General features: G+C 60.7%; 19 protein-coding genes. 16 read left to right on the top strand and 3 right to left on the bottom strand.

What is annotated here, in order from left to right; genetic code table 11:
- Position 1: 1 nt before the first annotated feature.
- The gene (gene traL / locus PO778_RS05805; RefSeq protein ID WP_007163828.1) at positions 2-289 is read right to left on the bottom strand and encodes a type IV conjugative transfer system protein TraL; all 288 of its coding nucleotides are present in this window, start codon (positions 287-289) and stop codon (positions 2-4) included.
- A gap of 26 nt (positions 290-315) precedes the next feature.
- Complete coding sequence (locus PO778_RS05800) at positions 316-642, bottom strand: hypothetical protein (protein ID WP_007163829.1); 327 nt, start codon at positions 640-642, stop codon at positions 316-318.
- A 365-nt stretch (positions 643-1,007) separates the two neighbouring features.
- Here PO778_RS05800 and PO778_RS05795 point away from each other — a divergent pair, with 365 nt between their 5' ends.
- Both PO778_RS05795 and PO778_RS05790 read left to right on the top strand, forming a co-directional pair.
- A complete protein-coding gene (locus PO778_RS05795) occupies positions 1,008-1,469 on the top strand; it encodes a hypothetical protein (RefSeq protein ID WP_007163830.1) in 462 nt (153 codons plus the stop codon).
- A 1-nt stretch (position 1,470) separates the two neighbouring features.
- Positions 1,471-1,737 (top strand): AlpA family transcriptional regulator, encoded by a 267-nt coding sequence (locus PO778_RS05790; RefSeq protein WP_010412637.1) that lies wholly within the window; start codon positions 1,471-1,473, stop codon positions 1,735-1,737.
- Between the two features lie 47 nt (positions 1,738-1,784).
- Here the strand turns inward: PO778_RS05790 and PO778_RS05785 are convergent, their stop codons facing one another.
- On the bottom strand, positions 1,785-2,171 hold the full coding sequence (locus PO778_RS05785) for a MerR family transcriptional regulator (protein WP_007163832.1): 387 nt from the start codon (positions 2,169-2,171) through the stop codon (positions 1,785-1,787).
- A gap of 82 nt (positions 2,172-2,253) precedes the next feature.
- Between PO778_RS05785 and PO778_RS05780 the strand changes: the two genes are divergently transcribed.
- The 14 genes from PO778_RS05780 (at position 2,254) to PO778_RS05715 (ending at position 21,849) form a co-directional block, all read left to right on the top strand.
- Positions 2,254-2,616, top strand: a complete 363-nt coding sequence (locus tag PO778_RS05780; protein ID WP_007163833.1) for a DUF3703 domain-containing protein — start codon at positions 2,254-2,256, stop codon at positions 2,614-2,616.
- Between the two features lie 8 nt (positions 2,617-2,624).
- On the top strand, positions 2,625-3,269 hold the full coding sequence (locus PO778_RS05775; protein ID WP_007163834.1) for a class I SAM-dependent methyltransferase: 645 nt from the start codon (positions 2,625-2,627) through the stop codon (positions 3,267-3,269).
- Positions 3,266-3,685 carry a hypothetical protein gene (locus tag PO778_RS05770; RefSeq protein ID WP_271438923.1) on the top strand — a complete coding sequence of 140 codons (420 nt, stop codon included), beginning with the start codon at positions 3,266-3,268 and terminating at the stop codon, positions 3,683-3,685. The genes PO778_RS05775 and PO778_RS05770 overlap by 4 nt, the downstream gene beginning before the upstream one ends.
- 119 nt (positions 3,686-3,804) lie before the next feature.
- Complete coding sequence (locus PO778_RS05765; RefSeq protein ID WP_241761170.1) at positions 3,805-4,986, top strand: TolC family protein; 1,182 nt, start codon at positions 3,805-3,807, stop codon at positions 4,984-4,986.
- Between the two features lie 11 nt (positions 4,987-4,997).
- Positions 4,998-6,149, top strand: a complete 1,152-nt coding sequence (locus PO778_RS05760) for an efflux RND transporter periplasmic adaptor subunit (protein WP_007163837.1) — start codon at positions 4,998-5,000, stop codon at positions 6,147-6,149.
- Between the two features lie 46 nt (positions 6,150-6,195).
- Complete coding sequence (locus PO778_RS05755; RefSeq protein ID WP_271439349.1) at positions 6,196-9,417, top strand: efflux RND transporter permease subunit; 3,222 nt, start codon at positions 6,196-6,198, stop codon at positions 9,415-9,417.
- Positions 9,417-11,909, top strand: a complete 2,493-nt coding sequence (locus PO778_RS05750; protein WP_271438922.1) for a heavy metal translocating P-type ATPase — start codon at positions 9,417-9,419, stop codon at positions 11,907-11,909. Before PO778_RS05755 ends, PO778_RS05750 begins: the two co-directional genes overlap by 1 nt.
- Positions 11,906-12,544 (top strand): cation diffusion facilitator family transporter, encoded by a 639-nt coding sequence (locus PO778_RS05745; protein ID WP_152434343.1) that lies wholly within the window; start codon positions 11,906-11,908, stop codon positions 12,542-12,544. The genes PO778_RS05750 and PO778_RS05745 overlap by 4 nt, the downstream gene beginning before the upstream one ends.
- 64 nt (positions 12,545-12,608) lie before the next feature.
- A complete protein-coding gene (locus PO778_RS05740; protein WP_271438921.1) occupies positions 12,609-13,010 on the top strand; it encodes a hypothetical protein in 402 nt (133 codons plus the stop codon).
- A 121-nt stretch (positions 13,011-13,131) separates the two neighbouring features.
- Positions 13,132-14,367 (top strand): TolC family protein, encoded by a 1,236-nt coding sequence (locus tag PO778_RS05735; protein WP_271438920.1) that lies wholly within the window; start codon positions 13,132-13,134, stop codon positions 14,365-14,367.
- Positions 14,364-15,854, top strand: a complete 1,491-nt coding sequence (locus PO778_RS05730; protein WP_271438919.1) for an efflux RND transporter periplasmic adaptor subunit — start codon at positions 14,364-14,366, stop codon at positions 15,852-15,854. Before PO778_RS05735 ends, PO778_RS05730 begins: the two co-directional genes overlap by 4 nt.
- A complete protein-coding gene (locus tag PO778_RS05725) occupies positions 15,851-19,018 on the top strand; it encodes an efflux RND transporter permease subunit (protein WP_271438918.1) in 3,168 nt (1,055 codons plus the stop codon). Before PO778_RS05730 ends, PO778_RS05725 begins: the two co-directional genes overlap by 4 nt.
- Positions 18,997-19,380, top strand: a complete 384-nt coding sequence (locus PO778_RS05720; protein ID WP_247713112.1) for a copper-binding protein — start codon at positions 18,997-18,999, stop codon at positions 19,378-19,380. Before PO778_RS05725 ends, PO778_RS05720 begins: the two co-directional genes overlap by 22 nt.
- Before the next feature lie 138 nt (positions 19,381-19,518).
- Positions 19,519-21,849: a heavy metal translocating P-type ATPase gene (locus PO778_RS05715; protein WP_271438917.1), complete on the top strand. Its 2,331-nt coding sequence runs from the start codon at positions 19,519-19,521 to the stop codon at positions 21,847-21,849.
- Positions 21,850-21,852 lie beyond the last annotated feature (3 nt).

Raw genomic sequence — 21,852 nt, 5'->3', positions numbered from 1 at the left:
CTCAGCCTGCGAGCAGGCGGCAGTGGGAGGGCGGCGTGGCTTTCAGCCCGAGGAAGCTCCCCGGCAGATACCAGTAGGCAGCATGGACCAGTTTCGACCCTGCGCCTGATGCCTTCGCCTTTCGAAGGGCGAACCAGGTCATGACCGATAGGCCGGTGCCGGTGATGATGTGCTGCGCAAGGATGCCCCAGGCGAACGGGACGAGCAGTCCCGCAAACTCGTCGATGGTCCAGAAACCGATGAGCTCCGGATCGTCGAGCCGCCGTGGAACGAGGTATCTGTCGGCCATGCCGCCCTCCCGTCGTTAGACCGCGATCAGATGGTCGCGGTCACGACCGAGGTGACAATCGGCACACCGGTGCCGACGCCGATACCGACACCGACCGGGACCGCGACCTGCCCGAGGGCGAAGCGGCCCGAGGCGAGCGCGATAAGCCCGCCGGCAAGGCTGAGGACGGTGATGATCTTGCCGCCCGAACCTTCGAGGAAATCGGTAAACTTCTGCAGCGCGGGATCGAAGGTCGTGTCGGCACCGGCATAGGCCGCACTGGCGCAGGCGAGCGCAATGGCGGCCGGAAGAATATAGTCGCGGGCACGAATGCCTTTGGTGGATTGGCGCTGAAGAGTGATTGCTTTGGTCATCGAGGAACTCCGTATCGAACATGGACCAGCGATGTGTTCGCTGTATGTTCTTTCCTCGATTGGAAGGCAGGGTGTAGGAAAACGGAAACTGCCGCACGCGGTATTCCGACCAAGAGAAATCGTCGATTCTGGGCAATCTGACCGGGTTTTGCGCGACCGGTGCAGACATTGCGGCCAAGAATACCGATCATTGCGCCACCCACACCGAAATCTGAGATCGAGGGGCCGGAATCTGCGCGAATCAAATCGTGTGAACGATGAGCCAGTTTCCTACGAGTTCCTTATTTGTTCTTTTTCCTTTCCTACAGTTTGACGCGTCGCCTAGCCTGTTGGTGATTCGCTAAAGATCACCGGAAGCAGGAAAAATGGCGCGAAACACAAACGACAAATGGGGAGAACTATCGCGAGGAGTCGCCGCTTTCCTCGACCATGCCGTGGACGAAAGTGGCAAGTCCCGGCGGACGATTGCCGCACAGACGAATATCAACAAGGATGCGCTCCGACGCATCCTCGCCGGGACAAGGTCAGCCACACTGCCAGAGGCGCTGGCCATCCTTGACGCGAGCGGACACGCGCCGCGCACCTCCCTGATGCTGGCACTCGCGGGGTACTCGCAGCGTAGCGAGGATTGGCAGAATAGCGGCGTGCTGGAATTTCTTGAAACCTTCATAAGCGAGTTGCCGTCTGCTTTGGATCAGGCGCTGGGCGAGAGGCTGCTCGATGTGAGACCGCGCTGGGCAAAGGGGACCGCGCACCGCACCGCCGGTCTCCTGTCGGATCACCTCGCGCAACTGGAGCGGCAGGATGAACAAAGCTTCGCTCTCTGAAATGACGACCGGTCTCGAAACGGACGCGGAAGCCGTTCCTGTCGAGCCAACGCCAGACCGGCTCATTCGTCTTCCCGAGGTCATGGCGCGCGTGGGCCTGCGCCGAACGGCAATCTATCAGCGGATGCGCGAAGGCCGTTTTCCAAAGTCGCGTTCGCTCGGTCCCCGTTGCACGGTTTGGGTCGAAGCCGAGATCGATGACTGGATCGGTTCTGTTGTCGAACGCACCGACGAGATATGTCAGAACACGCCCCGAATTTCGAGATGATCATGTCTTGCGTCCCGTCACTGCTCCCATAAACGCCCTCTGTCCGGCTAGCCGGAAAGCACTTCGATTATCCGGCATTCGCCAACCGCTCCGTGCTGGCAGTCGTCGACCATATGGCGCAGTTCGGTTCGCAGTTTTCGCAAGTCACCAAGCTTCCGATCCACCTCGCGCAGGTGGAGGCTGGCAATAGAGTCCACGGCTTCGCACGATTGCGATGGATCATCCGCCAAAGAAAGCAATTGGCGCACCTCCGCCATGGTGAAGCCGAGGTCGCGTGCGCGGCGGATAAACCGCAATCTGGCCAATTCGGTCGGGCCATAGTCCCGGTAGTTGCCGGCGGTGCGTGGTGGTTCCTCCAGCAATCCGGTCCGTTCGTAGTAGCGGATGGTTTCGGCGGTCGTGCCGGTCTTCCGCGCCAGGGCACCAATCTTCATGGGTTTCTCGCAATGCTTGACCTTGTAGCCACTACAAGGTGCATAAGACGATTCGAAGATGCAAGCAGAACGGTGAAATCCTGTGGCAAAGAAGGACATTATTGAACTTATCGAAGCTGAGCGGCGCGTTTTCCGTACCGCCAGGCAGTCTGGTGACCGGGCTTTGGCTTGGACCGCGCTCGAGCGAGAACATATTCTGGGCCAGGGCTTCTTCGGGCCGCACCTTCGTTCACATATGACGATGCTGGGCTATGCGGTTGAAACCCGCGATGGCCGGGAAGTTCTGGGGCAGGTCATACGTCTTTCGCTCGCTCCCCTTGGCAATCTCACCGGACGGCTTCCTAGGGGGAATACCGGACGCGCAAACGTGAGCGCGTTCGCGCCAATGCCATACCCGGACGACCTCTCAGAGGTTCTTACGATCTCTTCGGGCGAAGCTCGCTAGCTCGCGCCATGGCAATTCTATCCAACGAACAGGTTGAACGCCTCTACGACAAGAACGCGGGAATCTATGACCGATTGGTGTCGGGGTTTCGGTGGGCCGGTCTTGGTCGCTGGCGACGCGATCTGGTTAACCGGCTTGAACTCAACGCCGGCGACCATGTGGTCGATCTGTGTGCTGGCACCGGCGCAAACCTCGCGTTTCTGCTTGAGAGAGTAGGACCAAGCGGCAAGGTGACGCTGGTCGACCTTTCGCAAGGCATGCTCGACCAAGCCCGTCGACGAGCGAAGCGCCTGCGAGCAAGTAATGTCGAATTTGTGCAGTCAGACGTAGCCGCCTTCCGCTTTCCGAGCGAGACCAGCGCAGTCATCAGCACCTTTGGACTGGAAATGCCACCTGACTACGCCGCGATCATCGAGCGCGCCTCAGCTGCTCTCCCGACGGGTGGCCGGATGGCCTTGCTTGGCTTGAAGCACCCCGAGCGCTGGCCGCGATGGCTGATTGAAATCGGAATATTCGCCACGAAACCGTTCGGAGTCTCGCGCGAGTATGAGGAGTTCCGCCCTTGGTTACCAGCACGCAAAGTTTTGCGCGAAGTCCACTTCCGCGAGTTTCTGGCCGGTTGTGCGTATGAATTCGTCGGTGCCAGATCGTGATCATGAAAAGACAAGCGCTCAGACAGCCGTGGTTGCGCAAGCTTTGCAAGGCTCCTAAAGGGTTGAGTAACGTGCCGCGTTTTGTGTTGCCCTTCCTTGCGATCATCGCCATTCTTTTCGGTAGTGTTCTATCGTTACCTGACGCCCATGCTTCAGAAGGCGAAAGCTTCGTTCATGCGGCCGATCACGTTTATGCGCATGGGGCGGACCACTTCGATAGCAATGATCCCGAGCCGGACCACGATGGTCAGGACCATTCGGCAACGCATCATCACAATTGCAGCTTCAGCCTCGCCGATAGTGGAGTGTTCCTGGGGTCGCCCTTTGCGCGCACGAATAGCCTGAAGGGTCCGCTTGCGACTTCGATGCTCACCTCGCGCGCGCCGCCGGTTCTGATCCAACCTCCCAAAGCCTGACAGCAAATCATGTGCGAGTGCGCCTGCGCGCGCTCGATTGGTTTCAGTCAGGAGATACAATAATGCGGTGCTTTGCACTGGCCGCGGCCTTGATTGCCGTGTCCACGGGTTCGCCAGTATTGGCACAGGAAACAGTTACACTCGAGGAAGCGCTCGCTCGAGCGGGCGTCGGCATTGAAGGGGAAGATGACCCTTCCAGCAATCCACGGGTTTACGGCCCTCTGGCGGAGGCCGAAGCCGCGCGTGCGGCTATCGACCAAGCACGCCTCCGACCCAATCCCGAGCTATCGCTCGAGGCCGAGAACATCGCGGGCTCCGGCGCTTTCTCCGGGCTGCGATCGACCGAATATACCCTAGCGATCGGTCAGCCGCTCGAACTCGGCGGCAAGCGAAGCGCACGCATCGCGAGCGCACGCGCATCGTCCGATTTCGCCGGCTTGCAGAGCGAATTTGCCTTGTCGCAACTCGCTTTGGGGGTGCGCGAGCGTTATGTGCAGGCCGTCGCCGCAGGCCAGCGCCTCGTTCTCGCGCGGGAAATCGTCGAGCGAAACCGTGAACTGACGCGGATCGCCAACGTGCTTGTAGAGGTCGGGCGGGAGCCGCCTCTTCGAGCTATGCGTGCACAAGCTACGCTTGCCGAGGCGGAGGCCGAATTGCAGGCTGCACAAGCAGACGATTTAGCAGCACGTCAGGCGCTCGCGGCTCTCTGGGTATCCGGACAGCCCAATCCCGCAGTATCGAACGTCTTTCCTGACTTATCGCCGCCCCTTGCGCCGCCGGTTTCCGAAGATCCGTTGCAACTGCGCATTGCGGGCGCTCGAACCACCTTTGCTGAAGCCGAAATTGCGCGTGAGCGCTCGCTTGGCGTTCCCGACCCAACGCTGTCGGCAGGTGTGCGCCGTTTTGAGGAAAGCAACGATCAAGCGTTCATCGTCGGGATTTCCATTCCGCTTCCCTTTCGCAACCGCAACCAGGGCAACATCGCAGCCGCCGAGGCGCAATACCGCGCGGCAAGCGCGAGCGAGGCGATAGCCGAGGCGGACTACCGCGTGGAGTTCGAGCGGACGCGAACGCTTTATCTGGCCGCCGAAACGCGTGTGGAGACCCTCTCCAGCGCATCCCTGCCGCAGGCTGAGGAAGCGCTCAGGCTCGTCGAAATCGGCTACCGCAATGGCAGATTTCCGCTGATCGAAGTTCTGGCGGCTGCCGAAGCGCGCGACGCCATTCGTGAAAATCTGATTCAGGCAGAAGAGACCCGCGGCCTGCTCGCGGCGCGGCTCATCTGGCTCACCACACAGTGAGGCCCATTTCCATGAAACGTAGCCATTTGATCGCCGTAATCGGTGTCCTGATCTTGCTGGCCGCCTTGGCCTGGGTCTTCTGGCCCGCTGACTCAAACGGGCCCGACCAGCAAGCGGAACAAGGTGAAAAGAGCGAAGTCCCCGAAGGCGTTCTGCTGATCGACGCGAAGCAGATCGCAGCTTCGTCGATAGAAATCGAAGCTGTCCAATTCGGCGCAGCAACGGAGCTTGTATTCCCAGCGACCGTCGCCGCGGCGCCGAATGCCAGCGCACGGATCGATGCGCGTGCATCCGGTGTGGTGAGGAGCGTGAACAAGATGCTGGGCGATTATGTCAGGCAGGGGGAGGCGATCGCGCGGATCGAGAGCGCTGATGCTGCCGGACTGGCTGCGCAGGTCGCTACCGCGCGTGCGCGGGTCAATGAACTGTCTGCGCTCTACGACCGCGAAAAGCGGCTGTTCGAGGCCAATGTGACGGCCCGGCAGGATCTCGAAGCGGCGCAGGCCAATCTGCAAGTGGCAAGATCGGAGCTGTCACGCGCACAAGCTGCATCCGCCGCTGCTGGTGTCAGCGGGGATGGACGTTCGCTGGCCGTGACGAGTCCGATTTCAGGGCAGATCACCAGCGCGCCGATCGTGCTTGGCTCCTACGTCTCCGCCGGTGAAGAGATGTTCCAGATCGTGAACGCGAGCGGCTTGCAAGTGCAGGTTGCTCTGCCCGCCAGTGATGCTGCGAGAATTAGGCCCGGCGACGAGGCAACGCTGGAATTCGGAGAGGAGCGGGAGATCGGCGGACGTGTGCGCTCGATAACCCCCGCGCTCGATCCGGAAAGCCGCAGCGCAACCGCAGTTATTTCGCTCGCTGGAGCGGTCCCCGGATTGCAGCCAGGCGCATTCTTGCAGGCGCGCATCCGGCCCTCAGGTGAAACCGATGCGACCTTGATCTCGGTGCCTGAATCCGCAGTTCAGATGGTCGAAGGCCGTGAAGTGGTGTTCGTTCGCACGCGTACCGGCTTTCGGGCGATGCCTGTCGTGACGGGATCGCGCTCGGGAGGGCGCATCGTGATCGAGTCCGGATTGCAGAATGGCCAGCGGATCGCGACCGAAAACGCCTTCCTGCTCAAAGCCGAACTCGGAAAAGAGGAGGCCGAACATGGACATTGATCGGTCTGAAAGCGGCTTCGAGGAGGAGCGCAGCAGCCATGATGGCGTGATTGGCAGCGTCCTAGACTGGTCTGTTCGAAACCGCTGGGCGGTCGTGGTTCTGGCCCTCAGCGTAGCGATTTGGGGGGCTTTCAATCTCGCCCGATTGCCCATCGATGCGGTGCCGGACATCACCAATGTTCAGGTGCAGATCAACACCGAGGCACCGGCGCTCTCGCCCTCGCAGATCGAAACGCAGGTAACCTTCCCTGTCGAAACCGGCATGGCCGGAATCGAGGGACTGGAGATGACCCGCTCGATCTCGCGCAATGGCTTTAGCCAGGTCACGGCGATCTTCGAGGAAGGCACGGATATCTATTTCGCGCGATCGCAGGTGGAGGAACGGCTCGCCACGCTCGCCTCTTCGCTTCCTGCAGGCGCGGAGCCGTCGATGGGTCCGATTGCGACCGGTCTCGGCGAGGTGTTGATGTATACCATCGAGTTTGAGCATCCGGGCGGAACCGATGCGCCCAAGGGTGGTGCTGTTGGCTGGCAGAATGACGGCAGCTTTGTCACGGACCGGGGCGAGCGATTGGACACGGCGGTGGCGAGAGCCGCCTATCTGCGTACGGTACAGGATTGGGTCGTCGCGCCGCTGATGCGTTCGGCCAACGGCGTGGCGGGCGTAGACTCGATCGGTGGCTTTGAGAAGCAGTACTTGGTGCAGCCAGACCCCGACCGCCTCAACGGCTACGGCGTTTCGCTCGACCAGCTGATTACCGCGCTGGAAGCGGCGAACCAGGCCGAAGGCGCCAACTTTGTCGAACGGGCTGGCGAAGCTCTTCTTGCACGGGTCGATTCCCGGCTGAATTCCGTAGAAGACATTGCGCAGGCAGTGGTGGCAACGCGCGAAGGTGTGCCGATCCGCGTCGGCGACGTGGCAACGGTCGAAATTGGCGGCGATCTCCGCACAGGTGCAGCCTCGCTGAATGGCGAGGAAGCCGTCGTCGGTACTGTGCTGATGCGCGCAGGCGAAAACAGCCGCACCGTAGCTGCGGGTGCTGCCGACAGGCTCGACGAGGTACGGTCGTCGCTTCCAGCAGGAGTTGAGGCGGAGATCGTCTACAACCGTTCGACACTCGTCGATGCGACCATCGTGACGGTACGCAACAACCTTGTCGAGGGCGCGCTGCTCGTCATTGTCGTTTTGTTCCTGCTGCTTGGAAACATCCGCGCCGCCATCATTGCAGCTCTGGTCATCCCTTTGTCGATGCTGATGGCAGCTATTGGCATGAACCGGCTTGGCGTATCTGGCAACCTGATGAGTCTTGGTGCGCTTGATTTCGGCCTGATTGTCGATGGCGCTGTCATCATCGTCGAAAACAGCATCGCGCGCCTCGCCGCAAGGCAGGAGCACGAGGGACGTTTGCTCACACTGCGCGAACGCCTTGCCGAGACGCGGGCAGCGGCGCATGAGATGATCAAGCCAACGGTGTATGGCCAGGCGATCATCTTTCTGGTTTTTGCGCCGCTCCTCACCTTCACCGGGGTTGAGGGCAAGACATTTTCGCCCATGGCCATCACGGTGATGCTGGCACTTGCCTCGGCATTCATACTCTCGCTTACTTTCGTCCCAGCGATGATCGCTCTCTTGCTGAACAAGAAAATCAACGAGCAGGAAGCAAAGCCCATCCGATTGGCGAAAGAGCGCTATGGTCCGCTGCTGCGCAGAGCGCTTGCCCGTCCATGGCCTGTCATCGGTACCGGAGTCGGCGTGTTCGCGCTCGCGGCGCTTGTCTTCAGCTTCATCGGCAGCGAATTTACACCGCAGCTCGACGAGCGTGATCTGGCTGTCCAGTCATTGCGTATTCCTTCCACCCCACTGGAGCAGTCGCTTACAATGCAGCGCCAGGTCGAAGCGCGATTGAAGCAATTCCCGCAGGTTGAGCTGGTATTCTCGCGCACCGGCACGGCAGAGGTCGCGACCGACCCTATGCCGCCGAACATCTCGGATGCCTATGTTATCCTCAAACCGCGCGAAGAATGGCCTGACCCCTCGCTGTCTAAGGATCAACTTGTAAGCGAGATGGAAGAGGCGCTCGGCAATCTCGTTGGCAATCTCTATGAATTCAGCCAGCCCATCGAGCTGCGCTTCAACGAGCTCATCGCAGGCGTTCGCGGCGATGTCGCGGTCAAACTCTACGGCGATGATCTCACGGCCATGACGGCAGCAGCCAATGAAGTTGCCACAGTTCTCCGCGGCGTTGATGGTGCGGCCGACGTGAAAGTTCAGCAAGTGTCGGGCTTTCCAACGCTCGATATTGCCTTCGATAGACCCACAATCGCGCGTTACGGCCTGACGGTCGAAGACGTGACACAGTCGGTTGCCATTGCCCTTGGCGGTCGCAAAGCGGGTCTAGTGTTCGAAGGTGACCGGCGGTTCGATGTCGTGGTCAGGCTGTCCGATGCGAACCGCAACGACTTTGACCAGCTTGGAACATTACCCATTGTCCTGCCCAATGGCGGAAGCGTCCCGCTTCGTGCTGTGGCAGAATTTCAGGTGATAGATGGGTTGGCCGAAGTCCGGCGCGAGCAGGGTCGCCGGCTGGTGATTGTGTCCGCCAACGTCCGTGAACGTGATCTTGGGTCATTCGTCGAACAGGCACAGTCCGAGGTTGCCGCGAATGTTGATTTGCCGTCCGCATCATTCATCGAATGGGGTGGCCAATATCAGAACCTGCAACAAGCTCAGCAGCGTCTGCTCATCGTGGTCCCGCTTGCCTTCGCGGTTATCCTACTGTTGCTTTATATGGCGGTCGGCGGTTGGGTCCCTGCGCTGGCGGTGTTCAGCGCAATCCCCATGGCACTGGCTGGCGGGGTCTTTTTCCTGGCTCTGCGCGGCATGCCTTTTTCCATCTCGGCAGCGGTGGGGTTCATTGCTCTCTCCGGGGTTGCGACGCTGAACGGCCTCGTCATGATCACAGCGATCAAGCAGCGTCTCGAGCAAGGCTTGGAACTGGGCGACGCGATCATCGAGGGCGCGATCGCGCGGCTGCGGCCGGTGTTGATGACAGCGCTAGTTGCATCGCTCGGCTTTGTTCCGATGGCGCTTGCGACGGGAACCGGGGCCGAAGTGCAACGTCCATTGGCTACGGTTGTCATTGGTGGGTTGATCACCGCCACCGCGCTCACCCTGTTCGTATTGCCAGCCATTGTAAGCCTGATCTTCGCGAGAAAACCGCGCGCGACCCAGGTTGAGACATCAGCAGCAGCGAGGAGCGACAGCTAGTGACACGGAATATCGAACTCGAACTATCGTCGCTTCTCCCGGACATTCCGAGCGACACCGACAGATGTATCGCTCGGCTGCAGTCGTTGCTCAGTTCGCGGGCAGGTGTGCATGCGGTTGAGGTCGTTGAAGGATCGAACAGTGCACCTGCCCAGCTTGCAATATCTTACGATCCCGATCGTCTCACGATCGCGCGGATCAGAGAACTTGCGCACGTAGCAGGAGCGGAAATTTCCGGGCGCTACGGGCATGTTGTGTGGCAAACCGAGGGCATTAATTCGGTGCGCCGGGCGCAGACAGTCGCAGATCTGGTAGCCCGCGAATCCGGCGTACTTGAAGCAAATGCCGATGCGAGCGGAAAGCTGGTCGCCGAGTTCGACCGCCGGCGTACCGATGAGACAGCGATTGCCAATGCGCTGCAAGAACTGGGGGTTTCAATCAAGGCCGACAAAATCGCCGCAAATGCCAGGGATGCTGAAGAACACCGCCATGACGATAAAGATCATTCCGGGCACAGTCACGGCGGCATCTTCGGCGCTAATACTGAACTCTTTTTCTCGCTCGCTTCGGGCGCATTTCTCGCCATCGGCTTCGGGATCGAGAAGCTATGGGACGGGCATCCGGTCTGGCTGCCGTTCGCTTGTTATATAGCGGCATATTTCTTCGGAGGCTTCTTCACTCTCCGAGAGGCGTGGGACAATTTGCGCCTCCGCCGGTTCGAAATCGACAGCCTCATGCTTGTCGCCGCTGCGGGCGCCGCCTTTCTCGGGGAATGGGCCGAAGGCGCGCTACTGCTGTTCCTGTTCAGTTTCGGCCACGCGCTCGAACACTACGCGATGGGGCGCGCGAAGAAAGCTATCGAAGCGCTCGCCGGGCTTGCCCCGGACACCGCACGGGTAAAGCGCGGAACTGACGTAGTTGAGATCCCGGTCGAGGAGCTTGCGCTAGGCGACGTGGTAATCGTGCGTCCGAACGAACGCCTTCCGGCTGATGGCTTCATCCTGGACGGCGTCAGTGCCATCAATCAGGCTCCGGTGACCGGCGAAAGCGTGCCGGTCGACAAGAGCGCGGTTTCGGATGTCGCTTCTGCGCGCGCCAATCCTGACAATCTTGCGGATGATAATCGCGTCTTCGCGGGGACGATCAACGGATCGGGCGCACTCGAAGTGGAAGTGACCCGGCGATCGAGCGATACGACCCTAGCCAAGGTCGTCCAAATGGTGAGCGAAGCCGAGGCTCAGCAATCTCCTACCCAGCGCTTCACGCAGCGCTTCGAGCGAATTTTCGTGCCTGCCGTGCTCGCTCTGGCCGGCCTGCTCCTTTTCGCATGGGTCGTCATCGACGAACCCTTCCGCGACAGTTTCTACCGGGCGATGGCGGTGCTTGTGGCTGCCAGCCCCTGCGCTTTGGCGATCGCGACCCCGAGCGCGGTCTTGTCCGGAGTGGCCAGAGCAGCGCGCAGCGGCATTCTGGTAAAGGGCGGCGCGCCGCTCGAGGATCTCGGTGCGCTCAAGGCCATCGCGTTCGACAAGACCGGTACTCTTACCGAAGGCGAACCCCGCATTACCGATGTCGAACCCGCGCAGGGTGTATCTGAAAACGAACTGCTTGCGATTGCTTCGGCGGCTGAAAATCTGAGCGATCATCCCCTGGCACAGGCGATTGTCAGGGACGGCAAGCAGCGGCTTGGCGATGAGACTCTGCCCGAAGCAACCAATCTCGAAAGCTTCACAGGCAAGGGCATCACCGCGCTTGTCGGCGGTGAGCGGGTGTGGATCGGAAAGCTCGAAATGTTCGGGCAAGATGGGGTCCCTCCGCTCAGTGCCGAACTGTCGGATGCTATAGAGTCCATGCGCGAGCGCGGGCGGACGACGATGGGCGTTCGCTCGGAAACGCGCGATCTCGGAGCGATCGGCTTGCTCGACACGCCGCGTGCGGCGGCAAAGGCGACGCTCGAAGCGTTGCGCGGCCTCGGGATCACCCGAATGATCATGATCTCGGGCGACGACCAAAGAGTGGCCGATGCGGTTGGAAAGGAAGTCGGCCTCGACGAGGCCTGGGGCAATCTCATGCCCGACGACAAGGTCAAGGCCATCCGCAAGCTTGCCGGCCAGGACAAGGTTGCGATGGTCGGAGACGGGGTCAATGACGCTCCGGCCATGGCGAACGCAACGGTCGGAATAGCAATGGGGGCTGCCGGATCGGACGTTGCATTGGAGACAGCCGATGTCGCGCTGATGGCCGATGATCTCGCCCGACTGCCTTTCGCCGTCGATCTGAGCCGACAGACCCGGTCGATCATCCGGCAGAATATGATCGTCAGTCTCGGAATTGTCGTCGTGCTCATCCCGGCAACCATTTTCGGTCTCGGGATAGGCCCCGCTGTCGCGGTTCACGAAGGATCGACACTGATCGTGGTCGCCAACGCACTCCGGCTGCTGGCGTATAAGGAGAAGGGCGGCACAAAAGAGAGAACGGGGAAGCCAGTATGAGCTGCAACGATGACTTCGATCTGGATTCGGCGGACAAGCGACGCACATTGTGGATCGTATTGTGGCTCAACGTCGCAATCGCGGTTGGTTTCTTTGTCGTTGCCTATTTTGCGGACTCGAACGCCCTCTTGGCCAACGGGCTCGACAATTCATCCGATGCATTTGTCTACGCGCTCAGTCTTCTGGCTCTCACCCGTTCGCAATCCTGGAAACGAGGGGCCGCGCGTTTCTCAGGCATTATGCTCCTAGTCTTCGCCGGAGGCGTTATCGCCGATGCCGTCAGGCGTTTCATCGAAGGCTCCGAGCCGGGCGGCCTGATGATGATCGCCATGGCGGGCATCGCGGCGGTGGTGAACCTCATATGCCTGCGCATGCTCCAGAAGCTTCAGCAAAAGGATGTCAATCTGCGCGCAGCGACCACCTTTAGCTTCAACGATTTCATATCGAACGGCGGTATCATCGTCGCCGGGATCATCGTTATGCTTACAGGCGCAAATTGGCCGGATCTCGTGGTTGGGATCGCGGTTGCTGGCATCGCCCTGTATGGCGGGATCGATATCCTTCGCGATGCGCACAGGGATAAGCATGAGGAAGCGGGCACCCAACATATCAAAGGCGACGAATTCCGAAGATGATGCTCGAATTTTGCATTTTGGCCGCTGGATTGCCTCGGCTCCTTATTCAGACTATCGCAGCTTCGTGAAATTTGTTCGCGCCTTGACCCTGATTTGCTTCAGCTTTGGACTGCTTGTGCAGGTTGCTGCGCAGGCGGCCGTTCCGCAGAGCGAAATGGCTGGGTCGGCTGATTGTGCTGAAATGGCGCAAGGCATGGCCGAGCACGGCATGTCTGAACACGCGATGCCCGAACAGATGGTTTCCGAAACGGACCCGGCCGAACAGCATGGCTCATGCTGCGAGATGAGCCTCGATTGTCTCGTAGCCATGAATTGCCTGCCACCGCTGGCGCTTGCGGGTCCGGGACTGGCGCATGCAGGACCGTTTCCTGTTGCGCCTACGTATCTGGCCGCTAGCGCCAACAGGCTCGACAGCCAGCCTCGACCGCCGGAATCTCCGCCTCCACAAACCGAACTCACCATCTAGCATTTCCCGGGCGGTGCTCTGCGCCGTTTGCGAGCTTGACGGATTACTTGACTTGCGCCGTGTCGATTGACGCGTACGCCGAAGTCGTTCCCGGCCAGTTCGCTTTGAAAGAGTGAGAATTATGGATTGGCGAATTGGCTGGGTGGCGTTTTCGGCACTGCTCGCCGCGCAAGCTGCGCAAGCGCAGTCTGTCGGATACGAGGAAGCACTTGCAGCGGTGCGGGGCGAGCAACCCGTTTTGGAAGCTGGCGCGCTGCGTGTACAATCACGGCGCGAGGCTGCGGAAGCGGCGGACGAGCTTCCCGACCCGCGTTTACGCGCAGGGGTTATGAACCTTCCGGTAAGCGGACCCGCGGCGTTCGAGCTTGACCGGCAACTTCCTACGCAAGTCGCCATCGGTATCGAGCAGGAGATACCCAATCTTGCGCGGCGACGGGCGAGGTATGGCGTTGCCAGTTCCGAAGTTCGGGTGGCGGAAGCACGGCTCGGTATGGCGGAGCGCAATCTTCTCGCAAGCGCTGGAACCGCTTGGGTCAGCTTGTTCTACGCGCAAGAACGCCTCGATCTCGCCAGCACAGCGCTCGATGAGCTGCGAGCCTTCATCCCTGTTGCCAATAGCGCAGTTGCGTCGGGCTCGGCCCGCCCGGCCGAAAGCCTCGTGATACGGCGCGAATTGCTTGGGATCGAGGATGCAGCGACGTCGATCGAGGCCGAGCGCGAGACGGCGCAAGCGCAGCTTTCCCGATACATACCGTTCCCTGACCCGGTTGCCTTGGGTGAGGCTCCCACGGCGGCTCTGGATGAAAACCAGCTTCGCTTCGAACTGGAAGGGAATCCCGAACTCATTCTGGCCGATGCGGAACGAGACCGGGCCGAAGCCGGTGTCGCGCTCGCTCGCGCTGAAAAGAGGCCGGATTTTGGGGTGAGCGTCAACTATGGTCGTCGCGACCAGGCGTTTGGCGATGCGGTGTCGGTCATGGGGTCAATTACTCTTCCGATCTTCACCGACCGGCGGCAGAATCCGCGCATCGCCGCCGCCGAAGCCGATGCCGCTGCCGCTTTGGCCGAACGCGAGGATCGCAGACGCGCGCTGGTCGCGGATTTCGAAGCCGATCTCGCCACTTGGCGCAGCACTATGCGCCAATGGCGCCGCGCGCGTGATGAACTTCTTCCGCTCGCGCGTGACCGCGTTGACCTCGAGACAGCCAGCTTTGCGGCCGGGCGTGCCGATCTCGTCGATGTGATTGCGGCGAAATCCGCACTTGCCTTGCTCGAGCTGGAAATTCTCGAACGCGAACAGGCGGCGGTGCAGGCGGCGGTCAAACTACAACTCACATACGGGGAGGGCAGGCCATGAACTCCGTGCTCGAACGATTTACGCAGCGCCAACGCATGTTTGCGGCTGGGCTAGGTATTGCCCTTGTCAGCCTGGCTGCTGGCTACGGTCTTCACATGCTCGGCGGCGAGAGCAGCGGAGCTGGCTCGCCGACGGATACTGACTGTGAGGACGTGCTCTATTGGTACGATCCGATGGTGCCCGGACAACGTTTTGACGAGCCCGGTAAGTCGCCCTTCATGGACATGATGCTGGTTCCCAAGTGCGCGGGAGAAGCTGCGGAAGCGGGCGTCCGGATTGATCCGGGCCTTGTGCAGAATTTCGGAATTCGCACCGCAGCAGCCGAGTTCGGCGTTCTCGAACCGGAGATCACCGTTACGGGTGTCCTCGCATACAACAGCAGGGATATAGCTATCGTCCAGCCACGCGCGGGGGGCTACGTCCAACGCACCTATGGCCTTACGCAGGACGATGTCGTCAGTCGCGGCGCTCCGATCGTCGATATTTTGGTCCCTGATTGGGGCGGCGCGCAGCGCGAGTACATTGCTGTGCTCAATACTGGCGATCGGGCGCTGGCAGATGCGATGCGGCAGCGCATGCGATTGCTTGGAATGAACGACGCAATGATCGCATCGGTCGAACGCACACGCAGAGCCCAAAACACGATCACCGTCAAGGCTCCGGTGGGCGGTGCCGTAACAATGCTTGGGGTGCGCTCGGGCATGACTGTAATGGAAGGTCAAACTTTGGCCGAGATTACGGGCTTTTCGCCGATATGGCTTGAAGCTTCGGTTCCTGAAGCCCAGGCCGCAAATATCCGGCAGGGCCAGCCCATCAGTGCGACCCTGGCAGCGTATCCGGATCAGCGATTTGCGGGACGGATTGTTGCCATCCTTCCAAGCGCCGATGCCGCGAGCCGAACCATCACCGTCCGGGCTGAGCTACCCAATCCGCGCGGCAGGTTGAAACCAGGGATGTTCGCGCAGGTGTCGCTTTCACCCGACACACGGCGAGCCTTGCTGGTACCGTCGGAGGCGGTCATTCGAACCGGACGCCGAAATCTCGTGATGCTCAAGGAGGATGAAGGCGCGTTCCTGCCTGCCGAGGTCGAAATCGGGCACGAAGCGAATGGCAGGACAGAGATACTCGCAGGCCTTGCGGAGGGCGAGCAGGTCGTCACTTCAGGTCAGTTCCTGATCGACTCCGAAGCAAGTCTTGGCGGGATCGACGTCAGGTCAATCGATGGGACCATGAGCATGGCGTCGGAAGGCTCGCCAAACATGAGGACGTATACCGCTACGGGAAGAGTGACGAAAATCGCTGGTGCTTCGATCACTCTCAATCACGCGCCGGTTCCCGCCCTCGAATGGCCGAGCATGGTCATGCCCTTCGCACTCGAAGACGCCGCTCTAGTTGACGGTATTGAACCGGGCGACAAGGTAGAGTTTACGTTCTCGCAGCACGACACCGGTCCGCGTATCGAATCCATTCGGAAGACCGACCGATGATCGCGCGCATAATCGATGCATCGATCGCCAATCGGTTTTTCATCGTTCTGGCGGCTATCGCGGTCACGCTGGCTGGCTTCTGGGCGGTGCGCGCAACGCCGGTCGATGCGATCCCCGATCTGTCTGATGTGCAGGTCGTGGTGCGGTCGAATTATCCGGGGCAAGCTCCGCGCATCGTTGAGGACCAGGTCACCTATCCGCTCGCAACGACGATGCTCTCGGTGCCGGGCGCGGAAACTGTGCGCGGCTATTCGATGTTCGGCGACAGCTTCGTCTATGTGATCTTCGAGGATGGGACCGACCTCTACTGGGCGCGCTCGCGCGTGCTTGAATATCTCAACCAGGTGCAAAACGAATTGCCCGACGGAGTGACCAGCTCGCTCGGGCCGGACGCGACGGGGGTGGGCTGGATTTACGAATATGCTCTCGTCGACCGAACGGGGAACAGCGATCTTGCTGGGCTCAGAAGTCTTCAGGACTGGTTCCTGCGCTATGAGCTGCAGACCATTCCGGGCATTGCAGAGGTCGCCAGCGTTGGCGGCATGGTCAAGCAGTACCAGGTCGTGCTGGAACCCTACCGGATGGCTTCGCTTGGCGTCACCTACAGCGATGTCGTGCGTGCCATACAAGCTTCCAATCAAGAGGCTGGCGGATCGGTGGTTGAAATGGGCGAGGCCGAATTCATGGTCCGCGCTTCGGGCTATCTCACGTCTCTCGACGACTTCAGACAGATTCCGCTGAAATCGGTGGGTAACGGTATCCCCGTCGCCTTGTCCGATGTCGCCACGATCCAGCTTGGCCCCGAAATGCGGCGAGGGATCGCCGAACTCAATGGCGAAGGCGAAGTCGCAGGCGGTATTGTTGTGCTTAGACAAGGCGAGGATGCGCGGGCAACGATCGCGGCTGTCGAAGAGAAGCTCGACTTGCTCCAGGCCAGTTTTCCTGAAGGGGTCGAGATTGTCACGACCTATGATCGTTCGAAGCTAATCGACGCCTCGATCGAAAACCTGACCGGAAAACTCATCGCCGAATTTATCATCGTCGCGATCGTTTGCGCGCTGTTCTTGTGGCATGTGCGATCAGCATTGGTGGCGATCGTCACGCTTCCATTGGGGGTGCTGGCGGCCTTTATCGTGATGCGGTTCCAGGGGGTCGATGCGAACATCATGTCCTTGGGCGGCATCGCCATCGCAATCGGCGCGATGGTCGACGCTGCCATCGTCATGATCGAGAACGCGCACAAGCATATCGAGCATTGGGAAGAGGACCATCCCGACGAGAAGATGTCCAACGATGAGCGCTGGAAACTGATTGCGGACGCATCGAAAGAGGTGGGGCCAGCGCTGTTTTTCAGCCTCCTGATCATAACCCTATCGTTCCTGCCGGTGTTTACTCTGCAGGCGCAGGAAGGGCGGCTCTTCTCCCCACTGGCCTTTACCAAGACCTATGCCATGGCGGCGGCCGCCATTCTGTCGGTGACGCTGGTTCCCGTTCTGATGGGCTGGCTGATCCGCGGGAAGATACCCAAGGAGGACACCAACGTCCTCAATCGCTTGCTGACCAAAGCCTACCGGCCGGGTCTTGATTGGGTGCTCAGCCGACCCAAGACGACAATGCTGGTGGCCGGACTGGTGTTCCTCACGGCGCTGGTCCCGTTCACGCGCCTTGGTGGCGAATTCCTGCCGCCGCTCGATGAAGGCGACTTGCTTTACATGCCAAGCGCGTTGCCTGGCCTGTCTCCTGGTGAAGCGTCGGCATTGCTTCAGCGGACGGATCGGCTGATCAAATCCGTGCCGGAAGTCGATACCGTGTTCGGCAAGGCAGGACGCGCGGATACCGCAACAGACCCGGCGCCGCTCACGATGTTCGAGACGACCATCCGGTTCAAGCCGCGCGAAGACTGGCGGCCGGGCATGACGCCAGAGAAGCTCGTCGACGAGCTCGATCGTGCTGTGCAGGTGCCGGGACTCGCCAATGTCTGGGTGCCCCCGATCCGCAACCGCATCGATATGCTCGCGACCGGTATCAAAAGCCCGATCGGCGTGAAAGTGTCCGGCGAGGACCTTGCCGAAATCGAGCGCGTAGCTTTGCAGGTCGAGAATGTCGCAAAACAGGTTCCTGGCGTCAGTTCCGCTTTGGCAGAGCGTCTTTCGGGAGGCCGCTATGTCGATGTGGACATCGACCGGGTCGCCGCGGCGCGTTTCGGGCTGAATATCGCCGATGTTCAGCAAATTGTGTCAGGCGCGATCGGCGGCGCGAATATCGGCAGAACGGTCGAAGGATTGGCGCGATATCCCATCAATGTGCGCTATCCGCGCGAGATCCGCGACAGCCTCGCAGAACTGCACGCGCTGCCTTTGCTAACCCCCTCTGGCCAGCAAATTACGCTCGGCACCGTAGCGCAGGTGAGCGTCAGCGATGGCCCCCCGATGCTCAAGAATGAGCAAGGCCGTCTCATCAGCGTGGTCTATGTCGATACGCGCGGGCGCGATTTGACCTCGGTCGTAAGCGATCTTCAGGCGGCAGTTTCAGAGGGCGTCGATCTGCCTGCCGGTGTAAGCATTTCCTACGCGGGCCAGTTTGAATATCTCACCCGCGCCAATGAGCGGTTGCAGGTCGTCGTTCCCGCGACGCTCGGCATCATTTTCGTTTTGCTGTACCTGATCTTCCGCCGCTTCGACGAAGCGCTACTTGTTATGGGCACGCTGCCCTTTGCCCTCACCGGCGGCTTCTGGCTGCTCTATCTGATGGGCTACAACCAGTCTGTTGCGACATCGGTGGGTTTTATTGCGCTTGCCGGTGTGTCTGCCGAGTTCGGCGTCATCATGCTGATCTACCTCAAGTCTGCGCTGGCCCGGCGCAGCGGTGCCCTCGATGCGGACGGCGTGGGCGAAGCCATCAGGGAGGGTGCTCTTCTGCGCGTGCGTCCCAAGGCGATGACCGTGGCCGTCATTCTTGCCGGTCTCTTCCCTATCCTCATTGGAACCGGCGCAGGTTCGGAGGTCATGAGCCGCATCGCCGCGCCGATGGTGGGCGGCATGATCACCGCGCCGCTGCTTTCGATGTTCGTTATCCCCGCCGCATATTTGTTGATGCGGCGCCCCCGGCCCGAACGGCCAACCCAACCCCAAGGAGAAAAAGAATGCGTACCACAACCCTCATGAGCCTACTGGCCTTTCCGCTGGCGCTGGCGGCCTGCGATTCTGGCCAGGACACTGCCGACATGAACGACATGCCGATGGCAGAAAATGAAATGATGATGGACGGCGAGGATATGCCAATGATGGAACCTAGCAGCGAAATGCAAACCGTCAGTGCAGAAGGCACGGTCACTGCAATCGATGCCGAAGCGGGCACGATAACCGTCGACCACGGTCCGGTCCCAGCGATCGAATGGCCTGCGATGACCATGGCTTTTGAAGCCGATGAGCAACTGCGCAGCGAAGTAAGCGTCGGTGAGGGAATTGCCTTTGAATTTCGTACCGGTTCTGAAGGCAATGTGATCACGTCGATCACGAAGCAGTGAGTCGGTTGGGTGGTGCCAGGCAAACCTGGTGCCGCCCAACCAAATGCGGACGACCGAAACCTGGTATCGTGCCGGCACCGCCAAAGTATTCGGCACAAGGCTGTAAGAGGTCTGCTTTAGAGTGAGAAAGGAAGAGCGATGAGCACGGACGCAAGCTTACTCGAAGGCACCGCCATCGATCCCGTCTGCGGCATGAGCGTAGCGATCGACGGAGCAGAGCATATCGCGAAGCATGCGGGGGCCGAGCACTATTTTTGTTCGCCGCGATGTCACGACAAGTTCGTCACCGATCCCGAGCTCTATCTCTCGGGCGCGCATCTCGACGCGGTCGAGGATGTGCCCGAAGGCACGATCTACACCTGCCCGATGCACCCTGAAATCCGCCAGCCCGGGCCGGGTTCATGCCCGATTTGCGGCATGGCGCTCGAACCGGAAACGGTTTCGCTGGACGATGGCCCCGATCCCGAACTGGTTGATATGCGGCGTAGGTTCTGGTGGAGCGCGCTGCTCACGCTGCCTCTGTTCGTCTACGCGATGAGCGACATGGCACCGGGGCTCAGTTTCGACCGGCTGATCGAACCTGCCTGGGCGCAATGGGCGCAGTTTGCCCTTGCCACACCGGTTGTTCTTTGGGGAGCCTGGCCGTTCTTCGTTCGGGCCATACAGTCGCTCAAGACGCGCAATCTCAACATGTTCACGCTGATCGGGTTTGGCGTTGCCATCGCCTATCTGTTCAGCGTGGTGGCGACGGTCGCGCCCGATCTGTTCCCTGCGGCGTTCCGCGACCATTCGGGACGGGTCGGGATCTATTTCGAGGCGGCAGCGGTCATAACCACACTCGTTTTGCTCGGACAGGTCCTCGAGCTCAAGGCAAGAGGCTCGACCTCGAGCGCTTTGCGCGCATTGCTCGAATTGGCGCCGCCCAGCGCGGTCAAGATCTTCGGCTCCGGCGATGAGCGCGAGGTGCCGCTCGACCAGCTGGCCACAGGCGATCGTCTGCGCGTTCGACCGGGCGATAAGGTTCCGGTCGATGGCGAGATCGAAGAGGGATCGAGCGCCATCGATGAATCCATGATCAGCGGCGAACCGCTGCCGGTCGCCAAACAGGCTGGCGACACAGTCATTGGCGGCACGGTCAACCAGACTGGCGGGTTCGTCATGCGCGCGACCGGTGTGGGCAAAGACACGATGCTGTCCAAGATCGTCCAGATGGTGGCCGAGGCGCAGCGCAGCCGCGCACCGATCCAGCGACTGGCAGATCAGGTGGCGGGCTGGTTCGTGCCTGCGGTGGTGGTGATAGCCATCGCCACCTTCGTGGTATGGGGAATCTGGGGGCCCGCACCAGCGCTTGCCTATGCGCTGGTCAATGCCATTGCAGTCCTGATCATCGCCTGTCCCTGTGCGCTCGGTCTCGCTACGCCGATGTCGATCATGACGGGCACAGGCAAGGGTGCCCAGCACGGGATTCTGATCCGCAATGCCGAGGCGCTGGAGACACTCGAGAAAATCGATACGCTGGTGGTCGACAAGACCGGCACGCTGACGATGGGCAAACCCGATCTGGTGGCGGTGACGCCGGCAGATGACATCAAGGAAAGCGATTTCCTGGCTGCGGTGGCAGGTGTCGAAATGGGGAGCGAACATCCGCTGGCCCATGCCATTGTCGAGGGCGCGCGGACGCGCGGCGTTTCTCCTGCCAATGCCACGGATCTCGCTTCGACGACTGGGGAAGGCGTTGAAGCCAACGTCCAGGACCGCCGTGTTGCGATCGGAAATGAGAAGATGATGCGGCGCGTTGGGATCAATGACGAGGCCTGGCTGGGCTCGGCCGAAAATGGTCGCAAGCAGGGTCAGACGGTGATGTTCGTTGCGTTCGATGGCCGGCCGGCAGGGCTCATCTCGGTGGCCGATCCGATCAAACCTACCAGTGCAGCGGCCATTGCGGCGCTGCATGCGCGCAAAATCCGGGTCGTTATGCTGACGGGCGACAGCCGCGGCACTGCCGAAGCGGTCGCGCGCGAAATGAAAATCGATGAAGTGCATGCGAATGTCTCGCCCGAAGACAAGCACCGCAAGATCGAAGAGCTGAAAGCGCAAGGTCGCCGCGTCGGCATGGCAGGGGACGGGATCAACGATGCGCCTGCACTGGCCGCCGCCGATGTCGGCATTGCCATGGGCACCGGCACCGATGTCGCAATCGAAAGCGCCGGCGTGACGCTGGTTCGCGGCGACCTGACAGGAGTGGTGCAGGCCATCGTGCTGTCGCGTGGGACGATGCGCAACATCCGGCAGAACCTGTTTTTCGCCTTCGCTTACAACACACTCGGCATCCCGGTCGCGGCAGGCGTGCTGTATCCCTTCTTCGGAGTGCTGCTCAGCCCGATGATTGCGGCGGCGGCCATGAGCCTCTCTTCCGTATCGGTGATAGGGAATGCACTGCGGCTGCGGAGCCTGCGCCTTGCAGTCTGAGAG

The sequence above is a fragment of the Pontixanthobacter luteolus genome (genome assembly GCF_947494915.1).
GTDB lineage: Bacteria > Pseudomonadota > Alphaproteobacteria > Sphingomonadales > Sphingomonadaceae > Pontixanthobacter > Pontixanthobacter luteolus.
This window is presented reverse-complemented; position numbering and strand designations above follow the sequence as displayed.